Annotated in this window: 22 protein-coding genes; 6 read left to right on the top strand and 16 right to left on the bottom strand. The window is 63.8% G+C overall.

Going from position 1 to position 20,297, the window contains the following annotated elements; translation table 11 throughout:
• Window positions 1–5: 5 nt before the first annotated feature.
• The 6 genes from FJ930_RS15415 to FJ930_RS15390 form a co-directional block, all read right to left on the bottom strand.
• Entirely contained in the window at window positions 6–1,109 is a 1,104-nt protein-coding gene (locus FJ930_RS15415) for an AbrB family transcriptional regulator (RefSeq protein WP_141838759.1), read from the bottom strand.
• 95 nt (window positions 1,110–1,204) lie between these two features.
• Complete coding sequence (locus tag FJ930_RS15410) at window positions 1,205–1,591, bottom strand: type II toxin-antitoxin system VapC family toxin (RefSeq protein ID WP_141838757.1); 387 nt, start codon at window positions 1,589–1,591, stop codon at window positions 1,205–1,207.
• Window positions 1,588–1,833 carry a type II toxin-antitoxin system prevent-host-death family antitoxin gene (locus tag FJ930_RS15405; RefSeq protein WP_141838756.1) on the bottom strand — a complete coding sequence of 82 codons (246 nt, stop codon included), beginning with the start codon at window positions 1,831–1,833 and terminating at the stop codon, window positions 1,588–1,590. Before FJ930_RS15405 ends, FJ930_RS15410 begins: the two co-directional genes overlap by 4 nt.
• A gap of 181 nt (window positions 1,834–2,014) precedes the next feature.
• Window positions 2,015–2,323, bottom strand: a complete 309-nt coding sequence (locus FJ930_RS15400) for a putative quinol monooxygenase (RefSeq protein ID WP_140746380.1) — start codon at window positions 2,321–2,323, stop codon at window positions 2,015–2,017.
• 64 nt (window positions 2,324–2,387) lie between these two features.
• On the bottom strand, window positions 2,388–3,170 hold the full coding sequence (locus tag FJ930_RS15395) for an SDR family oxidoreductase (RefSeq protein WP_141838754.1): 783 nt from the start codon (window positions 3,168–3,170) through the stop codon (window positions 2,388–2,390).
• 61 nt (window positions 3,171–3,231) lie between these two features.
• Window positions 3,232–3,669 (bottom strand): DsrE family protein, encoded by a 438-nt coding sequence (locus FJ930_RS15390; RefSeq protein ID WP_141838752.1) that lies wholly within the window; start codon window positions 3,667–3,669, stop codon window positions 3,232–3,234.
• A 100-nt stretch (window positions 3,670–3,769) separates the two neighbouring features.
• Between FJ930_RS15390 and FJ930_RS15385 the strand changes: the two genes are divergently transcribed.
• From FJ930_RS15385 to FJ930_RS15375, 3 genes are all read left to right on the top strand, one after another.
• Complete coding sequence (locus FJ930_RS15385) at window positions 3,770–4,870, top strand: hypothetical protein (RefSeq protein WP_141838750.1); 1,101 nt, start codon at window positions 3,770–3,772, stop codon at window positions 4,868–4,870.
• 67 nt (window positions 4,871–4,937) lie between these two features.
• Entirely contained in the window at window positions 4,938–5,183 is a 246-nt protein-coding gene (gene vapB / locus FJ930_RS15380; RefSeq protein ID WP_141838749.1) for a type II toxin-antitoxin system VapB family antitoxin, read from the top strand.
• On the top strand, window positions 5,180–5,566 hold the full coding sequence (locus FJ930_RS15375) for a type II toxin-antitoxin system VapC family toxin (RefSeq protein WP_141838747.1): 387 nt from the start codon (window positions 5,180–5,182) through the stop codon (window positions 5,564–5,566). Before vapB ends, FJ930_RS15375 begins: the two co-directional genes overlap by 4 nt.
• 2 nt (window positions 5,567–5,568) lie before the next feature.
• Here FJ930_RS15375 and FJ930_RS15370 read toward each other — a convergent pair whose 3' ends face one another.
• From FJ930_RS15370 to FJ930_RS15345, 6 genes are all read right to left on the bottom strand, one after another.
• A complete protein-coding gene (locus tag FJ930_RS15370) occupies window positions 5,569–6,516 on the bottom strand; it encodes a cation diffusion facilitator family transporter (protein WP_141838746.1) in 948 nt (315 codons plus the stop codon).
• Window positions 6,517–6,521: 5 nt separating this feature from the next.
• Window positions 6,522–8,711: an anthranilate synthase gene (locus FJ930_RS15365; RefSeq protein WP_141838744.1), complete on the bottom strand. Its 2,190-nt coding sequence runs from the start codon at window positions 8,709–8,711 to the stop codon at window positions 6,522–6,524.
• Between the two features lie 232 nt (window positions 8,712–8,943).
• Window positions 8,944–9,999, bottom strand: a complete 1,056-nt coding sequence (locus FJ930_RS15360; protein WP_141838743.1) for a succinylglutamate desuccinylase/aspartoacylase family protein — start codon at window positions 9,997–9,999, stop codon at window positions 8,944–8,946.
• Between the two features lie 86 nt (window positions 10,000–10,085).
• Window positions 10,086–11,264, bottom strand: a complete 1,179-nt coding sequence (locus FJ930_RS15355; RefSeq protein ID WP_141838741.1) for an MFS transporter — start codon at window positions 11,262–11,264, stop codon at window positions 10,086–10,088.
• A gap of 178 nt (window positions 11,265–11,442) precedes the next feature.
• A complete protein-coding gene (locus FJ930_RS15350; RefSeq protein WP_141838739.1) occupies window positions 11,443–12,819 on the bottom strand; it encodes an FAD-containing oxidoreductase in 1,377 nt (458 codons plus the stop codon).
• Window positions 12,816–13,277: a DUF4126 domain-containing protein gene (locus FJ930_RS15345; protein ID WP_140746413.1), complete on the bottom strand. Its 462-nt coding sequence runs from the start codon at window positions 13,275–13,277 to the stop codon at window positions 12,816–12,818. The genes FJ930_RS15350 and FJ930_RS15345 overlap by 4 nt, the downstream gene beginning before the upstream one ends.
• Window positions 13,278–13,410: 133 nt before the next feature.
• Here FJ930_RS15345 and FJ930_RS15340 point away from each other — a divergent pair, with 133 nt between their 5' ends.
• Entirely contained in the window at window positions 13,411–13,971 is a 561-nt protein-coding gene (locus tag FJ930_RS15340) for a sugar O-acetyltransferase (RefSeq protein WP_141838737.1), read from the top strand.
• Between the two features lie 14 nt (window positions 13,972–13,985).
• Here FJ930_RS15340 and FJ930_RS15335 read toward each other — a convergent pair whose 3' ends face one another.
• A complete protein-coding gene (locus tag FJ930_RS15335) occupies window positions 13,986–14,966 on the bottom strand; it encodes a helix-turn-helix domain-containing protein (protein WP_141838735.1) in 981 nt (326 codons plus the stop codon).
• A gap of 127 nt (window positions 14,967–15,093) precedes the next feature.
• On the opposite strand from FJ930_RS15335, the gene FJ930_RS30495 reads away from it, so the two are divergent.
• Both FJ930_RS30495 and FJ930_RS30490 read left to right on the top strand, forming a co-directional pair.
• Entirely contained in the window at window positions 15,094–15,471 is a 378-nt protein-coding gene (locus FJ930_RS30495; RefSeq protein ID WP_246676923.1) for an isochorismatase family protein, read from the top strand.
• Window positions 15,472–15,501: 30 nt separating this feature from the next.
• A complete protein-coding gene (locus tag FJ930_RS30490; RefSeq protein WP_246676922.1) occupies window positions 15,502–15,738 on the top strand; it encodes a hypothetical protein in 237 nt (78 codons plus the stop codon).
• Between the two features lie 64 nt (window positions 15,739–15,802).
• Here the strand turns inward: FJ930_RS30490 and FJ930_RS15325 are convergent, their stop codons facing one another.
• The 3 genes from FJ930_RS15325 to FJ930_RS15315 form a co-directional block, all read right to left on the bottom strand.
• Complete coding sequence (locus tag FJ930_RS15325; RefSeq protein ID WP_140692086.1) at window positions 15,803–17,482, bottom strand: formate--tetrahydrofolate ligase; 1,680 nt, start codon at window positions 17,480–17,482, stop codon at window positions 15,803–15,805.
• 313 nt (window positions 17,483–17,795) lie between these two features.
• Complete coding sequence (locus FJ930_RS15320; RefSeq protein ID WP_141838733.1) at window positions 17,796–18,914, bottom strand: DUF2333 family protein; 1,119 nt, start codon at window positions 18,912–18,914, stop codon at window positions 17,796–17,798.
• Window positions 18,915–18,928: 14 nt separating this feature from the next.
• On the bottom strand, window positions 18,929–20,230 hold the full coding sequence (locus tag FJ930_RS15315) for a DUF6638 family protein (RefSeq protein WP_141838731.1): 1,302 nt from the start codon (window positions 20,228–20,230) through the stop codon (window positions 18,929–18,931).
• Window positions 20,231–20,297: the final 67 nt, after the last annotated feature.

The following is a 20,297-nucleotide window of genomic DNA, read 5'->3' as shown; positions in this document are numbered from 1 at the left end:
GGTACCTATTCCCGGATGCTTCTGGCCACCAGCCGCGCGACGCTCGGGCCGACAAGCAGGACGATCAGGAAGCGCGCCGACTGCAGCGCCATGACGAAGGAGATGTCGACATGCTGCGCGGCGGCGGCGATGATCGCCACGCTGTCCATGCCGCCGGGGCTCGTCGCGAGATAGGCCGTCAGCGGGTCGATGCCAAGCACGCGGCTGATGACGAAGGCGAGCCCGCCGCAAAAGGCGATCAGCGCCACGATCGAGGCGATGATCTGTGGCAGCGCGCGTGTCGCGTGGCGCAGGATCGGTCTGGTGAAGTTCAGCCCGATCGACCAGCCGACCATGGCGTAGCTGATTGCCAGCAGCCAGGGCGGCAACTGCATCCCGACGCCAAGGCCAAGATGGATGACGGTGCCGAAGATGAAGGTGCCGAGGAAAAAGGGCGAGGGCAGCCGGCAGAGCTTCCCCGCCAGCCCGCCGACCAGCGCGATGCCGATGGTGGCGGCGAAAGCCTGGTGATCGATCGGCGGAAACCAGATGACGGGCGGGATTTCGACGCCCGACGTGTCGACCCACATCTTGGCGACGAGAGCCGCCGTCATCGACACGAAGATGACGCGCAGATACTGCATGAAGGCGACAAGCCGCTGATCGGCGCCAAAGGCGCCTGCCATCAGCACCATGGCGGTGGCGGCACCAGGCGAGGAACCCCAGACGGCGGTGGTGCCGGGCAGGATGCGCCAACGGCTGATCAGCCAGCCAAGCAGGCTGGAGGCCGCGACCGTGGCGATCACCACGCCGAGAAACAGCGGCCACTCGGCGTAGAAGACGGGAAAGATGTCGGCCGAGATCGAGGCGGCGACGAGGCAGCCGACAACTGCCTGGGCGGAACCGAACAAAAGGCGCGGCACGCGCACGGTGGCGCCATTGGTCCCTGCGATGATGGCCGCCAGCATCGGCCCGATCAGCAGCGCCGCCGGCATAGCGGCGAGTTCGAAGGCTCCGGCGAACAAGGTCGAGATGACGAGGAGGATCAGCCATTGCCAAGGCTTGCGCAAACGCGCGATGCGCTCGGTGACGGGCGGATCCGGGATTGGCTGCTCGGGCGAGGAATCCATCTTCTGGTCTTAGACCGAGGCACGAAAAATGCGAACCCCGTATACCTAAAAGAGTATGTTTCCGCGCTTCAGCCTTGCTGCCTAGGGGCTCCGGGTCAGAGCTTTCGAATAGGGCCTGGGTAGCGGGCTACAATATTGTCCGTAGTCAACAAGGTAATGCCTTCTATATTAGCCTGAGCTACAAGGATTCGATCGAAGGGGTCTCTGTGGATCGGCGGAAGTCCATCGACGGCAACGGCGTGCTCGCTGGTGACGGGCAACTCACGATAGCCGTTGTCGAAAAGGCCTCGCCTCAGTAAGCGCGGGTCCACAGTGAAGTCGTCTCGCCCAAGCCCTCGTTTGATCGCCACTTCCCACAGGCTGGCAGCGCTGAACAGCAATTCGTTCGACGGGTCTTCAATCTCGGCGAGGGCAGCAAGGGGCAGCCGGTCCGGTTCGCTGGCCGCCCACAACAGCAAATGGGTGTCGAGCAGCAGCTTCACGTCTTGATGCCGAATAGTTGCTCGATCTCCTCACTGCCCATGCGGTCGAAATCGTCGGGGACAGAAAACCGTCCGGCCATGAAGCCGACCCGCCGTATCTGCGCCGAAGCCTGCTGATCGATGGGCACGACTTTGACCAGTGGCTTGCCAGCCTTGGCGATAATAAACGGCTCACCTTTGGCGGCCTGGTCAACGAGACGCGACAAGTTGGTCTTCGCGTTATGAATGTTCACAGTTTGCATCGGGATTGTCCCAGCGGACTTAGTCCACAGAACTTAGTCTTTCCCACCAATGTTGCAAGTACATAATCGGGACGAGCCGACAGCAGCAATGCCGGGCCCCTGTCGAAGATCAATACAATGGACGAAGAGCAAATGCGCGGAGCTGCGCTCTGCGCGCTTCGCCTTGAACCTTCCGACAGGATCAGCCCGTCTTACCGTCGGCCAACCCAAAGCCGCCGACAGGATGGGTCTCCACCTGAAATTCGAACCCGGCGATGAAGGGCCGGGCCTTGGCGATGGTCGCCTGGACTTCCGGAAGCTGCAGCGAGGCCTTGTGGCTTGCCTGATCCGCCCACACTTCGGTGACCCAGATCGCATCGGCGTCGGCCGGGTCGGTGGCGATGATATAACTCAGGCAGCCGGGCAGGGCGACCGTGCTTGCACGAAGCAAATCCATGACCTCGTCGCGCTGGCCGCGTGCCGCCCGCATCTTGCCGATCAGTCCGTACATTCCCTTCGTCTCCCTTTGAAGTCTCCGACAAGAGTAGGCGGATCGCCAGTATGCAGTTCGCCGGTCACGGCATCAACTGGCCGCCATTCACCTCGATCACCTGGCCGGTGATGTAGCCGCTCAGGAGATCGGACGAGAGGAACAGATAGGCGCCGACGCAGTCTTCGGCGGTGCCGGCGCGCCCTTGCGGAATGGTGGCGACCATGCCCTTCATCTGTTCGTCGGTCGAATAGCGCTCGTGGAAGGGTGTGAGGATGGTGCCCGGCGCCACGGCGTTGACGCGGATGCCGAAGCCGATCAGCTCCTTGGCCATGCCGCGCGTCAGGTTGGAGACGAAGGCCTTGGCCGAGCCGTAGAGGCCGGCGCCGCCGCCGGCGCCATTGCGCGCGGCGATCGACGAAGTGTTGACGATGAAGCCGCCCTGCTTCTTCAGCCACGGCATCGCCTTGCGCGAGGCGGTCAGCACCGAACGCGCGTTGAGGTCCATCACCGCGTCGTAATGCGCCTCGGTCTGCTCGGCGTAAGGCACGCGGCCGAGCATGCCACCGGCATTGTTGACCAGCCCGTCAAGGTGCCCGAAGTGCCGCGCGCTGTCCTCGACGACGCGCTCGACATCGGCGGCAACGGAGAAATCTCCCTGGACGAGGAAGACCTCGCCGCCATTCCCGGTGATCGTCTTGGCGAGCTTTTCGGCCGCCTCACGGCTCGAATTGTAATGCAGCCCTATCCGGCACTTCTGAGCGGCGTAGGCCAGCACCAAAGCCGCGCCTATGCCGGTCGAGGCGCCGGTGACCAGCACCGCCTTGTCGGCGAGATCGGGGATGGTGAGCGCGGTCGTGGCGGGCAATGCCGGTCCTCCGGAGGTTCAACGGGGCCAGTCGTTCCCGGCCCATGGTCAAGACTGTGCACTATGGCCTGAGATAGGCATAGCCCTGGCTTTGCAATTCCGCGAGCTTGACGACGCCGCCCTTTTCGGCGGCATGGAAGCCTTCGAGGAGGTCGGCCAGAGAAATATCCATGCCATGCATGGTGTTGGCGCAGGCCTGCGGCTCCAGCCCCTGCTGCACCAGGCCGGCGAAGCGGCCGGAGACCGCGGCCGATATGCCTTTCGACTTGAAGGCGGCAAGAGCTGGGCCATGCACGACCAGCACGATGTCGACCTTGCCGCCCGTGCCCTCATAGTGGTTCTTAATGTTGCCGAGCACGAAATTGACCTTGTCGAGGTCGCTCAGGTGATAGGCGACCTTGAGCCTTGTGGGCTCGGTCGCCGCCGCCCGCACCACGCGCAGGCCAAGGAACGTTCCGGTTCCGGCAAGAACCGCGCGGAACATGTCGCGCCGGCGCATGGCATCCTCCTCCGCTTGGCGGCCCACCGCAAAATCCGTGGCTCCCGCGGCGATACTAGCATAAAATGACGCAGCGTCTCGTCGAGGCGAGGGGGATCACATGGCGTTCAAGGGGCTGGATTGGAGGGCCGTCTTCACCGCCGGATTGGGCGCAGCGCTGCTCGGCGCGCTTTCCGGTCCGGCTTGCGCCGATGATGCACCGAAACTCACCGAACTCAGCCCGAACGGGGCGGATGCTTGCTTCGGCCGTGTCTATGACGCGGCACAGCTGAAGGCGCACCCGAAGCAGAAGGTGGCGCGGATCTTCTTCTATTACGGGCACGATCCGGTCAGCCGTCCGAACGAGGAACCGGCGCCGTCCGACACCTCCTACAATGGCTTCGTCACCACCACCGTGCGCGGCGCCAAGGCGCCTCAATGGGCGGGCGGCTGGTGCAACCGCCAGTCCGAGGACGGCAAATCGGGCCCCATCCATTGCGGCATGGACTGCGACCGCACGCTGGCGTCGCTGAAGGTCGACGACAAAGGCCGGCTGATGCTCTCGGACCTGCAGCCCGACATCTATCTCGATGCCGATTCGGAGGAGGAACTCGGCACGGCGGAATACACCAGGCGGGCGCTCGGCTCGGAGGACGACAATTTCCGCCTCGACCCGATGCCGGCCGCGACCTGCAAGGCCGAGTTCGCGCGCATAGATCCGATCGATCCGGCGCTCGGCCCCCCGTTGCGCGAGCGGCTGAAGCCCGACCAGGCCTTTTGCTACGGCCGCGACTATGATGCAGCGCATCTGGCCTCGCACCCCAATCAACTGGCGCAGTCGATCCGGGTTTTCCGCGGGCCGGTGGAACTGGCATCCTTCGCTTCTGGCGGCGACGCCACCAACTGGCCTGACGGCGCCGACATCGCGGTTTCGGTCACCGCTAGGCAGAAGTCGGGAAAGGTCACGCAGACCTATTCCTGCCAGGGCGAGGCCGATCAATGGCGCTGTGCCGCGAGCTCGAAGATGAGCGATTTCTCCTGCGACATCGCGCAAAAGGAAATCTTCCTCAAACGCGGCGCCAACGGCACGATGATGCTGGCCAATCCCAACAGCAGCCTGGCGGTCGTCGATTTTTGCTCGAAGGCCGCCGACGGCAAGACGAAATCGGACGACAAGGTCTACCGGCTGGAGCCGATGCCGCAATCGGCCTGCGCGCCGTAACCGCCTATCTTGTCCGCGGTGCCCAGATGGCATATATCTTTGCTATATCTCATCTGAGGATAGAGTGATGGAAAAGGCAAAGGTATTCTGGTCGGGTCGTTCGCAAGCGGTACGCTTGCCGAAGGAATTCCGTTTCGAAACCGACGAGGTTTCGATTCGGCGCCACGGGAAAACTGTTATTCTCGAACCGCTGGCGCAAGACTGGGCATGGCTCGACCAACTCACCGGGCCGGTGGACGACGATTTTATCGAGGCCGCTTCGGAGCAACCCGCTGAACAGGTGCGGCCGGCTCTCGACGATGTATTCAAGTGATCTATTTGCTCGACACCAACGCTATTATTGCGGTCGTAAAACGAGATGCGGATTTGTTGAAGCGGCTCAAGCGGCACGGGCCACAGGACTACGCGCTTTCAACGATTGTCGCCCACGAACTGTACTACGGCGCTTACAAGAGTTGGCAACAAGCCGGCAATCTGGAGCGAATTGAAGCGCTTCGGTTTCCGGTACTTGAGTTTGACCATGAAGACGCAAGACATGCCGGTGAAATTCGTGCGATGCTAGCGGCTTTCGGAACCCCTATTGGACCCTATGATGTTTTGATCGCGGGCCAGGCGCGCGCCAGAGGGCTAACCCTGATAACCCGCAATATCCGGGAATTCGAGCGGATCAAGGATCTCTCACTCGAAACGTGGTGACGTCAGGCGAACGGCACCGCCGTCGTGCCCTTCGGCAGCTTGGCTTCGTCGTCCGGTTCGACATGGATCGTCACCCGCACCGAGGGGATCTCTGCCTTCAGCGCGTCCTCGATGCGGTCGCAGATGACATGGCTGGCCCCGACCGACATGTCGGCGTCGACGACCAGATGGAACTCGATGAAGGTGGCGCGGCCGGCGATGCGGGTCTTGAGGTCATGCACCTCCAGCGCGCCCTTGCAATTGGACGAGATGATGTCGCGGATGCGCATGTTTTCGGTCGTGTCGACGGCGCGGTCCATCAATCCGTTCATCGACGAGCCGATGACATGCCAGCCCTGCCACAGGATGTTGAGCGCCACGATGACGGCCAGCGCCGGATCGAGGATCCGCCAACCGGTCAGGATCGCCCCGACCAAGCCGCCGAAGACGCCGATCGAGGTCACCACGTCGGTCATGATGTGATTGCCGTCGGCAACCAGCGCCGGCGACTTCTCGGTCCTGCCGGCACGGATCAGCGTCCAGGCCCAGAAGGCATTGATGACAGTGGCGATGCCGTTGACGGCAAGACCTTCCCAAGGCTGTTCGAGCGGCGCGGGTGCCTGCCAGGAACGCCAGACTTCGTTGAGGATCAGAAGCGCGGCGAGCACGATCAGCACGCCTTCCAGCACGGCCGAGAAATATTCGGCCTTGTGATGGCCGAACGGATGGTCCTGGTCGGCCGGCTTGTAGCTGACCTGGATCGCCCATAAGGCGGCGACCGAGGCAATGACGTTGACGATCGATTCCAGCGCGTCGGAATAGAGCGCGACGGAGCCGGTGATGTACCAGGCGGCTGCTTTCAGCGCGAGCACGACAAAGGCGACCACGATCGACCAGAAGGCGAGCCCGGCGACCTTTTGCTTCGCGGCCGCCTTGGCCCCGATCGCCATCGAGTTCTCGGCTTCGGCCATCAGCGTCAGGCTGCCTTTTCCTTGGCCTTGCGCGGCAGGTGGGCGACGATGTTCTCGATGATGCGCATGCCGGCATTGTGGCCGAGCGTCATGATCGATTCCGGATGGAACTGCACAGCGGCGATCGGCTCCTTGCGGTGCTCGAAGGCCATGATGACGCCGTCCTCCGTTTCGGCCGTGACGATGAAGTCATCGGGCAGGCGCACCGGATCGGCGAAGATCGAATGATAGCGGCCGACGGTGACTTCCTTGGGCAGGCCGGAGAAGATGATGCCCGGCTTGGAAACGCGGATGCGCGACGGCTTGCCGTGCATGGGAATATGCAGCTGCCGCAGTTCGCCGCCATAGGCTTCGGCCAGCGCCTGCAGGCCAAGGCAGACGCCGAAGATCGGCAGGTCGCGGGCGCGCGCCTTCTTGATGGTCGCGGCGCAATCGAAGTCCTTCGGCGTGCCGGGACCGGGCGACAGCACGACAAGGTCGGGCTTCAGCCGCTCGAAGACTTCCTCCGGCACTGGCGAGCGCACGGTCGAGACATTGGCGCCGGTCTGGCGGAAGTAGTTGGCCAGCGTGTGGACGAAGCTATCCTCGTGGTCGACGAGCAGGATGTTGACGCCGTCGCCGACGCGCGCGGTGGTACGCTCGGTGCTGGTCGAATTGCCCGATTTGGCGTCGCGGATGGCGGAGAGCATGGCGGATGCCTTCAGTTCGGTTTCGGCTTCTTCTTCCTCGGGAATGCTGTCGAAAAGCAATGTGGCGCCGGCGCGCACCTCGGCGATGCCGTCCTTGATGCGGATGGTGCGCAGCGTGAGCCCCGTATTCATGTCGCCGTTGAAGTTGACCATGCCGATCGCACCGCCGTACCAGGCGCGCGGGCTCTTCTCGTTCTGCTCGATGAAGCGCATGGCCCACAGTTTCGGCGCGCCGGTGACGGTGACCGCCCAGGCATGCGAGAGAAACGCGTCAAAGGCGTCCATGCCTTCGCGCAGGCGCCCTTCGATGTGATCCACGGTGTGGATCAGGCGCGAATACATCTCGATCTGGCGGCGGCCGATGACGCGCACCGAGCCTGGGTCGCAGACGCGCGACTTGTCGTTGCGGTCGACATCCGAGCACATTGTCAGCTCGGATTCGTCCTTCTTGGAATTGAGCAGTTTGATGATCTGCTCGGAGTCCGAGATGGCGTCGTCGCCGCGCTTGATAGTGCCGGAGATCGGGCAGGTCTCGACGCGGCGGCCGTTGACGCGCACGAACATCTCCGGCGAGGCGCCGATCAGATATTCGCCTTCGCCCAGGTTGATGAAGAAGGAATAGGGCGAGGGGTTGATCGACTTCAGCTTGCGCGAGATCTCGGACGGCTGTGTCTCGCAGCGCTCGTAGAACATCTGGCCGGGCACCACCTCGAACAGGTCGCCGCGCTTGAAGCTCTCCATCGCGCGGCGCACCAGATTGGCGTATTCGCCGGGCTCGTGGTCGCCGCGCGGTGGGATGCGGTCGGCAGTCTTGAACGGCTCGGCCACCACATCGCGCGGCAGACCTTCGGTCGAAAAGCCTTCGCCCGAATAATCGTAGCGGTCGGTCCAGGCCTTGGCCGAATAGTGGTCGACGACAAGAATCTCGTCGGGCAGGAACAGCACCAGGTCGCGCTGGCTCTCCTTGCGGACGAGGGTGTGGTCGATCGGGTCGAACTGGAAGGCGAGGTCGTAGCCGAAGGCACCGTAGAGGCCGAGATTGGCGTCCTCGGCGGTCTTGAACAAGGCGGTGATGGCGCGCAGCACGGTGAAGACGGAGGGAACGCGGCTGCGCTCCTCCTCGGTGAAGACACGGCCGGGTTTGGCAACGTCGAGACGGATCAGCTTCTTGGAGGTCTCGGCGATCGTGACCTCAGGGAGAGCGCCGAGCGTCTTGCCGATGACCGGCAGCAGCGCCTGGCCACGGCTGTTCAGCGCCTCGACGCGCATGGCGCGGCCGCGGGCCGAGATCACCAAAGGCGGATCGATGATGGCGGTGTCCCAGCGCGTGTAGCGGCCGGGATATTCGTAGTTGGAGGAAAACACCGCGCCGCGCCGGGAATTCAGCCCGTCGACATAGGTGTCGATCGCGCCCTCATAAGGCCGGTCGTGGTGTTCGCGGGTGATGGTGATGCCACCCGCGGTCATGAAGCGCTCAGCGCCGTTTTCCAGAACCTGCATCGTCATTGCCGTCTCCATCAGCTACTTGGGGCAACGGACCCGGGAATGGCTTTAAAAAACAAATGGCCGCCCGGACATTCCGTTGCGGCCACCCTCTCTTTTCACGCGCACGCGTTCGAACAGGCCGCTGTCAGCAGGCCCACCACCAAATGGTCTTGGTCGAACGCATGTTCATCGGGATTCCCATAGCGGCGATTGAGTGGCCACGCAACTGGATTCGGTGCGAAGGCGCCCGGCCTCAATCCTCGAGCGTACCCGATCTTGCGTCGGCGCTCTTCCTGTCGCCGGTCAGTTTCAACAGATCCTCGCCGGCGCGGATGATGCGGCGTGAGCGGCGGGTCAGGATGACGCCATCCTGCGGCGCGAACACCTCCGTGCGGCCATCGGCTTCGCCCGGGGCATGGAGGATGGTGGCGAGACGTGCGCCCCTGACGACGCGGTCGCCGGGCTTGACGTCGTAGAGGACGGCACCGGCGCGGGGCGCCGGCATCATGTCGATGTTTTCGAGCGGTGCGACGACGCCCTTGAAGGAACCTGGAGCGGGCAGGGCGCTGTCGGCGATCACGCCGCGCGCCACCAGCAGCCGGTAGAGCCCTTCGGCGTCGGCCGCGGCCAGCGCGCCATCGACATCGAGGATGCCGCGATATTCGACCGTGGTGGCAACGCGGCGGTCGAACTTCGCCACATCGGCGGGCGCGTTCTGGTAGGGCATGATCGACGCGCCCTCGAAGGTGCCGTCAGTGTCCTCGCTCCACAGCACCACCGCATCGACGCCCATGGCGGCGGCGCAATCGGCCATCGCCGGCCACAGGCTGGTATGGATGTAGAGATAGGCGAGACCCTCGTCGTCGCAGTGCAGGTCAAGCACGATGTCGTGGCCGAGCGACAGCTGCACCAGACGTGACTTCAGCCGCTGATCGGCGCCGCCAAGCGTGGTGTTGGGCAACAGGGCGGCATCCGGTGCCGGGAGCAGCGGAAAGCCTCTGTTGAAGTTGGTGCGGGTGCCCAGGTGAAAGCGACCCTGGTGCTCGCCGAAATGATATTGCGCGCGGCCGATCGGGTTGGCCCAGGGCACGATGGTGATGTTGCCCCTGATGCGGCCTTCGGCTTCAGCCTTGTTCAGCGCCGGCATCAAGGCGTCGATGGCGACGACGCCCGGCAGTTCGCCGGCATGGAGTGCCGCCTGCAGATAGGCCGAAGGTGCGGCCTTGTCAGCCCCGGCGAAGCGGAACACCGGGAATTCGTAGGAAACGCCCTCGCTGTCGCCGGCGATGCGTTCGATCGATTTCTGCATGACTTCCTCCACTGAAGCGAGAAGACATGCCCATTGAAGGTGCCGATGTCGATTGGTCCAGTCCGCCGCGCTATGGGCGCAAGTGGCTACTCGGCGGCAGGCTGAAGGGCGGTGACGGGCGCGCGCCGGTCCAGTGCCTGCGAAAGCACCGCCACGGTGACCGCCAGCAGAGCGAGCACCGCGCCGACCAGCGGCAAATTGGCATAGGACACGCCGGCGGAAAGAGCCAAGCCGCCGATCCAGGCGCCGCCGGCATTGCCGACATTGAAGGCGCCCTGGTTCAGCGTCGCGGCGAGGTTCGGTCCTTCGGAAGCGGCCTCTACGACGCGGATCTGCAGCGGCGGCACGACGACGAAGATCAGCAGACCCCACAGGAAGACGATGCCGATGGCAACAGTGGCGATCGCGCCGAACTGCATGAAGCAGACGAACAGCAGGGCCATCAACAGCAGCGTGCCGATCACCGTCGGCATCAGCTTCCAGTCGGCCAGCCTGCCGCCGATGATGTTGCCGATGGTCATGCCGGCGCCGAACAGCAAAAGCACCCAGGTCACTGCCGAGGTCGACAGGCCCGACACGTCGGTGAGGTAGGGTTTGATATAGGTGAAAACGGCGAAAAGACTGGCTGAGGTAAGCGCCGCGATCAGCATCGCCAGCCACACCTGCAGCTTGCCGAGCACACGGACTTCGGCGCGCAGGCCGCCTCCGCTCGGTTCAGTGACGTCTGACGGCACCAGCCAGGCGATGGCCGCGACCGAGATCAGGCCGATGCCGACCACGGCCAGGAAGGTGGCGCGCCAGCCGAAGGCCTCGCCCAACGCGGTGCCGGCCGGAACGCCGAGGATGTTGGCGAGCGTCAGCCCGGCGAACATCAGCGCGATGGCGCTGGCGCGCCTGTTGCGCGGCACCAGGCTTGCGGCGACGACAGAGCCGATGCCGAAGAAGGCACCATGGCCAAAGGCGGTGAAGACGCGTGCCGCCATCAACAGCCAGTAATTGGGCGCGATGGCGCAGAACAGATTGCCGACGACGAACAGTGCGGCCAGGCCGACCAGCACCGGCTTGCGCGGCAGATGCGCGGTGGCCATCGCCACGATGGGCGCGCCGAAGACGACGCCCAGCGCATAGCCGGTGACCAGCAGTCCGGCGGCCGGGATCGTCACGCCAAGGTCGGCGGCGACCTCCGGCAGCAGGCCCATGATGACGAATTCGGTGGTGCCGATGCAGAAGGACGCAATGGCAAGCGCAAGGATCGGCAACGGCATGGGGTATCCAGACTGAATCGGTTCAATTTTCAGACTGCGCGAGGATCCATACAGGGCGCAATGGTTATTGCCGCAATGCAGCAATGCAGAAAACGGAGAGCAGAAGAGAACGAGGCGCCGAAGCACCTGGTCCGGGGCATTCGGCAAACAGGCTTCCCGGCATCACAGGGTAACAAGTTCAGCCCAGCGGCTTCAATTCCTGGGCAATCGTGGGCAGCAGTTCCGAGACATTGGGATGGATGTGCACGGCGCGCGCCAGCGTGTCGACGGGTGCCCTGGCGTACATCAGGTCGAGCACGCAATGCACCGCCTCGTCGCCGCCGGGGCCAAGCACCGAGCAGCCGAGGATTTCCCTGGTGTCGGCATCGACAAGGATCTTCATGAACCCTTGCGTCTCGCCCTTTTCGACGGCGCGGCCGACGCGGGTCATCGGCCGCTGGCCGACCAGTGCGCGGCGTCCGGATTTCTTCACGGCCGCTTCGGTCATGCCGCAGCGGCCGAGCGGCGGGTCGATGTAGAGCGCATAGGCCTCGATGCGGTCGCTGACCTTACGTAGGTCGTTGTCCAATAGGTTGGCGGCGACGATCTCATAGTCGTTGTAGGAGGTGTGGGTGAAGGCGCCCTTGCCGTTGCAGTCGCCCATCGCCCAGATGCCCGGCACGCTGGTGCGCAACTGGTCGTCGACGGTGACGAAGCCGCGTGTGTCGACAGCGACGCCGGCTTTGTCCAAGCCGAGATCGTCGGTGTTGGGCACCCGCCCGGTTGCCAGCAGCACATGTGAGCCGACAGCCGGCGGCTGGCCGGCCGAGAAGGTCACGGCGACATCCCCGCCCTGTCTGGCGAAGGCGATGTCGTCGGCGCCGAGATGGACCGATATGCCTTCGTTTTCAAGAATCGACAGGATGGCGGCCGAGACGTCCTCGTCCTCGCGGCCAGTCAACCGGGAGGCTTTCTCGATGACGGTGACTTCGGAGCCAAAGCGGCGGAACATCTGCGCGAATTCGAGCGAGACGTAGCTGCCGCCGACGACGATGAGATGGCGCGGCAGCACATCGAGGTCCATCATCGAGGAATTGGTCAGATAATCGATGTCATGGATACCGGGCAGGTCGGGCACCGCGGCGCGGCCGCCGGTGTTGAGGAAGATCTTTTCGGCGGTCAAAAGGTCGTCGCCGACGCGCACCATGTTGGCGGCTTCGAAACGCGCATGGCCGCGATAGAGCGTACAGCCCTTCATGCTGGCGATCCATGTCTCGAGATTGGTGCGTGCGTCGATCGTCACCTTATCCTTGCGCGCCTTGATCCTGGCATAATCGACCCCGACGGGGCCGGAGAGCGTCACGCCGTAATCGGCGGCGCGGCGGGCGAGATGCGCGGCATAGGCGCTGGCCACCATAGCCTTGGTCGGCATGCAGCCGGTGTTGACGCAGGTGCCGCCGATCAGCTTGCGCTCGACGAGCGCCACGCTCATGCCCGCCGCGTTCAGCCGGCCGGCCAGCGAAGGGCCGGCCTGCCCGGCGCCGATGACGATGGCGTCGAAGGTCCGGGCCGTCACGCCACGGCCGCCACGATCAGCAGGCCGCCGATGATCGCCACCGCGTCCTCGATGAAGGCGGCGGGCGGATCCTTGCCGAAGGCGGCGGCCAGCCGGCCACGCGCCTCGGCACCGCCCAGCGTACCGATGACCGCGCCGATGGCGCCGGCGATCAGGCAGACGATGGTGGCGCCGCCGGTCGCGCCGATCACCGCGCCGCTGAAGGCGCCAAGCAGGATGCGGGCGCCGAATTGCTGCGGCACCTTGCGGCTCGGCGTTGACGGCAGCTGGTCGGTGATGAGCTCGACAATGGCCAGGATGGTGAAGATGCCGACGGCGGCCCAATGGCTCATGAAACTCGCCCAGGTGCCGGCGACCGGCAGCCAGCCGAGATACGCACCCCAGGCGACGGCGGCCGGCGCGGTCATGGCGCGAAGACCGGCAATGACGCCGATCAGAAGTGCAAGAAGATAGAGCATATTGATCCCCTCGATCCCAGGCCGGACGACCTTGAGGCGGCAGGCTACCATAGGTCCAATATTTGACCAGTGTTGAGATCGGCGCTTTTCTGTCAGCTTACTTATTTGCAATGACGTCATTGGAGACCACGCCATGGCCGGAAGCGAGCGCGTAAAGATGGCGGCCGGCCAATGGTACACCTGCCTGGATGATGAGCTGGAAGCGTTGCGCGTCACGGCGCGTGACGCATTGTTCGAGCACAACACGCTGCCGCCGCGACAGCGCGGCAATCTCGGGCTCGCCTTGAAATCGCTGCTCGGCGCGGCGGGCGAGGGCGTCCGGATCGAGGCGCCTTTCCACTGCGCCGCCTATGGGTTCAATCTCTTCCTCGGCGCCGGCGTCTTCCTCAATGCCGGCTGTACCATCCTCGACACGGCAAGCGTGCGCATTGGCAAGGGAACGCTACTTGGCCCCAATGTGCAGATCTATTGCGCCGAGCATCACAGGCAAGCGACCGGGCGGCGAGCCGGGCTGGAGATCGCCAGGCCGGTCGAGATCGGCGCCGATGCCTGGATCGGTGGCGGCGCCGTCATCCTCGGCGGCGTCAGTATCGGCGAAGGCGTCATCGTCGGCGCGGGCGCTGTGGTGACGCGCGACGTGTCGGCCAATGCGACCGTCGTTGGCAACCCGGCGCGATCGGTCAGGCGTGGCTGAGTCTCCTCAACCAATCAGGCATGCGCTATCTGTCCGTCAGCCCGCCTTGAGAATTCCCGCCGGTATTGCGCCGGCGACGTTCTGAGCCTTGCGGCAAAGTGCTGGCGCAGCGAAGTGGCGCTGCCGAAGCCGGCCTCGAAGGCCACCATGTCCATCGATTTTTCCGTGGCTTCCAGCAACCGCTGCGCCAGTTCGATGCGCTGGCTTGTCAGCCAGTCGCCGAAGCTGGTGCCGATCGATTTCTGGAAGCGGCGGGTGAAGGTGCGCCGGGTCAGGCCGGCGGCTTCGGCGACGCTGTCGAGACTGTGCGCCTCGCCGAGCGTGGCGCGCACCGCGTCGAGGGCCCCGGTGAAGCGGTCGGCGTTCGCGCTGTTTGCGACGGGGCGTTCGATGAACTGCGCCTGCCCGCCCTGCCGGTGCGGGGAGAGGACGACGTGCCGGGCGAGCCGCAGCGCCGCCTCGGCGCCGTAACGGGCGCGCACGATATGCAGACAGCAGTCCAGCCCGGCGGCGACGCCAGCGGAGGTGACGATGTCGCCTTCATCCACATAGAGCACATCCGCATCGACTGAAATGTCGGGGTGCAGGGCCCGCAACTGGTCCGTATAGGCCCAGTGCGTGGTTGCTTTCCGTCCCGAAAGCAGGCCGGCGGCGGCGATGGCAAAGGTGCCGAGACAGAGGCCGACAATCAGCGCCCCACGCCGGTGCGCGCGGCCGAGCGCTTCGTGGAGGGGCCTGGCCAGCGGGGCTTCCAGATCCTTCCAGCTTGGGATGATGACGATATCGGCATCGTCGAGCGCGGACAGCCCATGCGGGACAACGATGCTCAGCCCGGCATCGGTCTGGATCAACCCTTGCTCGGTTGCGCAGACACGGAAGTCGAAGCGCGGCAGGCCGAGCCTGGTGCGGTCGGCGCCGAACACCAGGCAGGGCACGGAGAGATGGAACGGGCTGATGCCATCGAAGGCAAGCACGGCAATGATCGGGGCGGTCATGGGCTTTTCCGACAGTTGAACGCGGATTGTCCCAATTCTTTCGAATGATGTCAATCGGGTCACTTTTGGCAGCTCGGCGACCTGCCTATTTTCGGCCCATCGCATTCAAGCCGGAAGGGAAAACACCATGTCTGACCCAGCCACCACAACGCCGCGCCGCGCGCTCGTCCTCGTCGACGTCCAGAACGATTATGATGGTGGCAATCTCGCCATCCAGCATCCGCCATTCCCTGACAGCGTCGTCAATGTGGCGCATGCGATGGACGCGGCGGCAGCGGCCGGTATCAAGGTGGTCGTCGTCAAGCAGATGGCGCCCGAGACGTCGCCGATCTTCGCCAAGGGCAGCCATGGCGGCGAACTGCATCCCGAAATCGCAAGGCGCGGCCGCGACCACTATGTCGAGAAGATGCTGCCATCGGCCTTCACCGGCACCGACCTCGAGGAATGGCTACGGGCCAATGCCATCGATACGATCACGGTCGTCGGCTACATGACGCACAATTGAGACCTGTCGACCATCATCCATGCCGTGCATATGGGCTTTGCGGTCGAGTTCCTGTCCGATGCGGCCGGTTCGGTGCCCTACGCCAACAGCGCCGGCTATGCCTCGGCCGAGGAAATCCACCGCGTGATCACGATCATCCTGCAGTCGCGCTTCGCGGCGGTGCTGAAGACCGCCGAATGGATCGAATGCCTGAAGACGGGCGCTTTGCCGGAGCGTGACACGATCCACGCATCGAACCAGCGGGCATTGGCGCGCGACGCCGCGTAGACGGGTCGTCCCGAATGAAAAAGGGCGCCACCCGGCGCCCTTTTGTCCGTCGATACCACGACGCCTAGAACAAGCCTTCGATCTGGCCGGCCTCGTTGAGGAAGATTTTTTCCGAGGACGGGGCCTTTGGAAGGCCTGGCATGGTCATGACCTCGCCGCAGATGATGACGACGAAGCCAGCACCCGCCGAAAGCCTGACCTCGCGCACCGGCACGGTGTGGCCGGTCGGCGCGCCGCGCAGGTTCGGGTCGGTCGAGAACGAATACTGGGTCTTGGCCATGCAGACCGGGAGGTTGCCGTAGCCGGCCTGCTCCCAGGCATGCAACTGGTCGCGCACCGACTTGTCGGCGATCGCTTCGGAGCCGCGATAGATGCGCTGGACGATGGTGTTGATTTTCTCGAACAGCGGCATGGCGTCGGGGTAGAGCGGCGCGAACTGCGAGGCGCCGGATTCGGCCAGCGCCACGACCTTGTTGGCGAGGTCCTCGATGCCGGCCGAGCCGTTGGCCCAGTGCTTGCACAGGATCGCCTCTTCGCCCATCGAGGCGACATAGTCCTTCATCGCCTGGATTTCGGCGTCGGTGTCGGAATAGAAGTGGTTGATGGCAACCACCGCCGGCACGCCGAACTGCCTGATATTCTCGATGTGGCGGCCAAGGTTGGCGCAGCCCTTCTTCACCGCCTCGATGTTTTCCTTGCCGAGGTCTTCCTTCTTGACACCACCATTCATCTTCATGGCGCGCACGGTGGCGACGATGACGGCAGCTGCCGGCTTGAGGCCCGCCTTGCGGCACTTGATGTCGAAGAATTTTTCAGCACCAAGGTCGGCGCCGAAGCCGGCTTCGGTGACGACATAGTCGGCGAGCTTCAGCGCCGTCGTGGTGGCGACAACCGAGTTGCAGCCATGCGCGATGTTGGCGAACGGGCCGCCATGGACGAAGGCCGGATTGTTTTCCAGCGTCTGCACCAGGTTGGGCTGCATGGCGTCCTTGAGCAGGACGGCCATGGCGCCGTCGGCCTTGAGGTCGCGGGCATAGACCGGCGACTTGTCGCGGCGGTAGGCGACTATGATGTCGCCGAGGCGCTTTTCCAGATCCTTCAGGTCGGTGGCAAGGCACAGGATGGCCATGACTTCCGAGGCGACGGTGATGTCGAAGCCGGCCTCGCGCGGGAAGCCGTTGGCGACGCCGCCGAGCGAGCAGATGATCTCGCGCAGCGCCCGGTCGTTCATGTCCATGACGCGGCGCCATACGACGCGGCGCGTGTCGATGCCGAGCTCGTTGCCCCAGTAGATGTGGTTGTCGATCAGCGCCGACAGAAGGTTGTGGGCGGTGGTGATGGCGTGGAAGTCGCCGGTGAAGTGGAGGTTCATGTCCTCCATCGGCACAACCTGTGCGTAGCCGCCGCCGGCGGCACCGCCCTTGACGCCGAAATTCGGGCCGAGCGAGGCCTCCCGGATGCAGATGATGGCTTTCTTGCCGATGCGGTTCAGGCCGTCGCCAAGGCCGACGGTGGTCGTGGTCTTGCCTTCGCCGGCCGGGGTCGGATTGATGGCGGTGACCAGGATCAGCTTGCCGTCCTTGTTGCCTTTCACCGATTTGATGAACTCGGCCGATATCTTGGCCTTGTCATGGCCGTAGGGCAGGAGGTGTTCGGTCGGGATGCCGATCTTCTGGCCGATCTCCTGGATCTGCTTTTTCTTGGCGCCACGCGCGATCTCGATGTCGGACTTCACTTCGGCCATGACGGCTTTCCTCTGGATTGGACGGTGGAGGGGACGGGGTTGATGTCGCTCGCAAGAAGGCTGGAACCGGACGCGCGGGCATCTAACCCTGTCGCAGCCGTGGCGTCAACTTTCATGCAACTATGTTTCCTATGAAGAAAATTCATCCGCGGCCGGCCGACCTCTCCTCGGTTCTTTCTGGCTCCGCTTGCCGCGCCGTATAGAAGCCAGAGCAGGGGCGTCTCCGCCGTCTCAAAACAGCCGCACAATGCACGGAATGCGACAGAAGCGACGGCGCAAATTCGCCATCACCGGAGGTTGTAACAGAACAGCGTTACTGCGTGAGCACGTTGCTGATTTCGACCATGTTGGAACGCACCCGAAGCACGTAGAAGCCCATGGTCGTAAGATGTGTCGGCAGCAGCCAGCCATCCTCCCGGCCGTTGGCGATGATGAAAGGCTGGATGCGCAGCGCCGAGACGAACTGCGCGTCCATCGTGTCCCACAGGCTCTGCAGGTGCTTTTCCTTGATGACGCCCTCGAAATCGGCCTGGGCGCCCTTCATCAGGCCATAATAGGCATAGAGCTGGCCATAGGCGAACCAGTAACGGTCGTCGGCACGGAAGTCGAACCAGCCATTGTTGTGGTTTTCGGCGCGCTCCTTGAGGATGGCCGAGGTCGAGCCGATGTCGCTGGCGATGCGATCGATATATTGCTTCAAATTATCCGCGCGGGCGTCGAAAGTCGCCTGGCAGGTGGCGAGGCGGGCGTTGAAAGAGCGCAGATTGCCCATTGCGCGCCGATACATGCTGGGGGTGGTCGCGGTCATGCCGTTGCGGCTGATATACCAGATGGACTCGTCATACTGCAGCTGGCCGCGGGCATCCTGGAGATTGGTGTCGATCTGCGAGGTGGTGCGCACACGGCCGAGGTTGTCGGCAAGCTCGGTGGCTGTGCGCCGCACCGCCTGATTGATGCCGCGCTGGAACGAAGCCTTGTTGTCCATCCATGGCGTGTCGTCCCAGTCGATGCCGAACAGGCCGAGCTTGTAAAGGACCATCGAGGAGACCCAGGCGTTCTGATTGACGTTGAAGTCGATCAGGTCGGCGGCAATCTGAGCGATGCCGGAGTTGCCGCAGGTCTTTGCCGTATCGGTGCCGGCGCCCGCGGCAACCTGTTCGCCGGCGGAAACATTGCGTTTCTCGAAGCTGTAGGTGTCGGGATAGTTCGGGTTGAAATTGCGCCACCATTGGGTGGCGTAGAAGAAGTTGGCGTAGAGGCCGACAAGCACCAGCAGTGCGATGCCGACCGCGGCCTTCAGGATCCAGCCGCGCTGCGCGTACCAGCGCCCGGCCCACATGAACGGCCACAGGATGACGCCGATGACCAGGCCGATGCCGCGGCCGATCCATTGGAAAATCCGGGTGAAAAAGTTCACGATCGGATCGAGCATGGCTGTGTCACCCCTCAGTCAGTCAGGCCGTAGAGGCGCGTGCGGAACGCCACTTCGTCCTTCAAATATGTGGTTTTCAGAACGTCGACAACATGCGATCGCCAAGCGTCGCTGAAGCCGTGATAGTCCCTGTAGAACCCGTCCTTGTTGAAGATGTAGCGCGAAATGAAATCCGCCGGCACGAAATCCGAAATCAGCCTGTTGGTCAGCCAGGCGTCGGGATGGTCCGGTTTGGCGCGGATCACCAGAAAACGCTGCTGCGGCAGGACGTCCTCGATCTTGAGATGGCCAAGCTGGGCGATCTCGCGCTTGGCGGCGTTGAGGAAGGGGAAATTGCCGTCCCTGGTGATCAGGTCGGCATGGCTCTGGATCCAGGTCTGCAGCCAGACCTTGTCGACATCGGTCAAATTGCGGTTCGGCTCGGCGTCGCGGATCAGCGCGCGCACCACCATCTCGGCGCGGTGTTCGAGATAGCCGGACGCCTCGATCCAGGAAGCGCGGGGCAACTCGATGCGGCCGGTGGCGGCCAGGAACTTGAACACCTTGTCGGCATCGTTGATCGAGAGATAGCTCACCTGCCATGGCCGCGAGCGGCGAAAGCCGGGGGCGGCCGGGTCGCTGATCACGGTCGTCATTTCGGGATCGACGAAGACGTAGAGCCCGCCGAAATGGCTGGTCCAGTAGGCGCTGTGGCGGAAGATCACCTGGTCGGGCACCAGCGCGTTCTCGCGGATGTCGCCGCAGACCTTGGCCAGGTCCACCATGCGGGTCAGCATCGCATTGTCGCGCCAGGCATCGGGTTCCTGTTTCAGCCGGTCGACGAGCTTGCCGAGTTCGGCCGCCTTGCCCAGCACGTTCTCGGCCGACAGCACCTTGAACTCGACCTGGTTGATCGACAGCAGATCCTCGATGTCGTTGACCTTGGGAACGGAGTCCTCGATCTCGCCGTAGATGACGTCCTTGATGGTCAGCGCGTCGATGGCGCGCTGGTTCCTGGTCATGAACTCGAACATCAGTTGCGAGGTGTTGGAGAAGGCGGTGTGCACCACCGGCAGGTCGATCTGCGAGGGCGTCAGGATGATGAAGCGGCGATTGACCTCGTTGGGGTCGAGATAGTCATAGTCGCCGCACTCCTCGGCCACTTCCGGCGAGAAGCCGGTGCGGTCGATCTGGAAGCTCTCCAGCCTGGTGGGCTTGAGCCCGAAGGCGGCAAGCGCCTTGTTATAGCGCTGGATGAGATGCGGCTCGTCGACGGTGAGCAGCCGGCCATAGATCAGCTCGTTGTCGCGCAGGAGGTCGGGTTTTTTGCTGATCATGTTGAAGGGTCCGAGGGGCTTTGCCTGATAAGGCGAAGCGCCAACGCTGACGCCTCCCTCTCCCCGT

It is taken from the genome of Mesorhizobium sp. B2-4-15, assembly GCF_006658505.1.
In the GTDB taxonomy this organism is placed as follows: domain Bacteria; phylum Pseudomonadota; class Alphaproteobacteria; order Rhizobiales; family Rhizobiaceae; genus Mesorhizobium.
This window is presented reverse-complemented; position numbering and strand designations above follow the sequence as displayed.

Coding starts and splice junctions, on each gene's coding strand:
- FJ930_RS15405 (WP_141838756.1), bottom strand. CDS start 1,833: ATGCAAACTGTGAACATTCATAACGCGAAGACCAACTTGTCGCGTCTC.
- FJ930_RS15415 (WP_141838759.1), bottom strand. CDS start 1,109: ATGGATTCCTCGCCCGAGCAGCCAATCCCGGATCCGCCCGTCACCGAG.
- FJ930_RS15390 (WP_141838752.1), bottom strand. CDS start 3,669: ATGCGCCGGCGCGACATGTTCCGCGCGGTTCTTGCCGGAACCGGAACG.
- FJ930_RS15400 (WP_140746380.1), bottom strand. CDS start 2,323: ATGTACGGACTGATCGGCAAGATGCGGGCGGCACGCGGCCAGCGCGAC.
- FJ930_RS15365 (WP_141838744.1), bottom strand. CDS start 8,711: ATGACGATGCAGGTTCTGGAAAACGGCGCTGAGCGCTTCATGACCGCG.
- FJ930_RS15320 (WP_141838733.1), bottom strand. CDS start 18,914: ATGCTCGATCCGATCGTGAACTTTTTCACCCGGATTTTCCAATGGATC.
- FJ930_RS15385 (WP_141838750.1), top strand. CDS start 3,770: ATGGCGTTCAAGGGGCTGGATTGGAGGGCCGTCTTCACCGCCGGATTG.
- FJ930_RS15360 (WP_141838743.1), bottom strand. CDS start 9,999: ATGCAGAAATCGATCGAACGCATCGCCGGCGACAGCGAGGGCGTTTCC.
- FJ930_RS15370 (WP_141838746.1), bottom strand. CDS start 6,516: ATGGCCGAAGCCGAGAACTCGATGGCGATCGGGGCCAAGGCGGCCGCG.
- FJ930_RS15345 (WP_140746413.1), bottom strand. CDS start 13,277: ATGCTCTATCTTCTTGCACTTCTGATCGGCGTCATTGCCGGTCTTCGC.
- FJ930_RS15315 (WP_141838731.1), bottom strand. CDS start 20,230: ATGATCAGCAAAAAACCCGACCTCCTGCGCGACAACGAGCTGATCTAT.
- FJ930_RS15340 (WP_141838737.1), top strand. CDS start 13,411: ATGGCCGGAAGCGAGCGCGTAAAGATGGCGGCCGGCCAATGGTACACC.
- FJ930_RS30490 (WP_246676922.1), top strand. CDS start 15,502: ATGGGCTTTGCGGTCGAGTTCCTGTCCGATGCGGCCGGTTCGGTGCCC.
- FJ930_RS15355 (WP_141838741.1), bottom strand. CDS start 11,264: ATGCCGTTGCCGATCCTTGCGCTTGCCATTGCGTCCTTCTGCATCGGC.
- vapB (WP_141838749.1), top strand. CDS start 4,938: ATGGAAAAGGCAAAGGTATTCTGGTCGGGTCGTTCGCAAGCGGTACGC.
- FJ930_RS15335 (WP_141838735.1), bottom strand. CDS start 14,966: ATGACCGCCCCGATCATTGCCGTGCTTGCCTTCGATGGCATCAGCCCG.
- FJ930_RS30495 (WP_246676923.1), top strand. CDS start 15,094: ATGTCTGACCCAGCCACCACAACGCCGCGCCGCGCGCTCGTCCTCGTC.
- FJ930_RS15325 (WP_140692086.1), bottom strand. CDS start 17,482: ATGGCCGAAGTGAAGTCCGACATCGAGATCGCGCGTGGCGCCAAGAAA.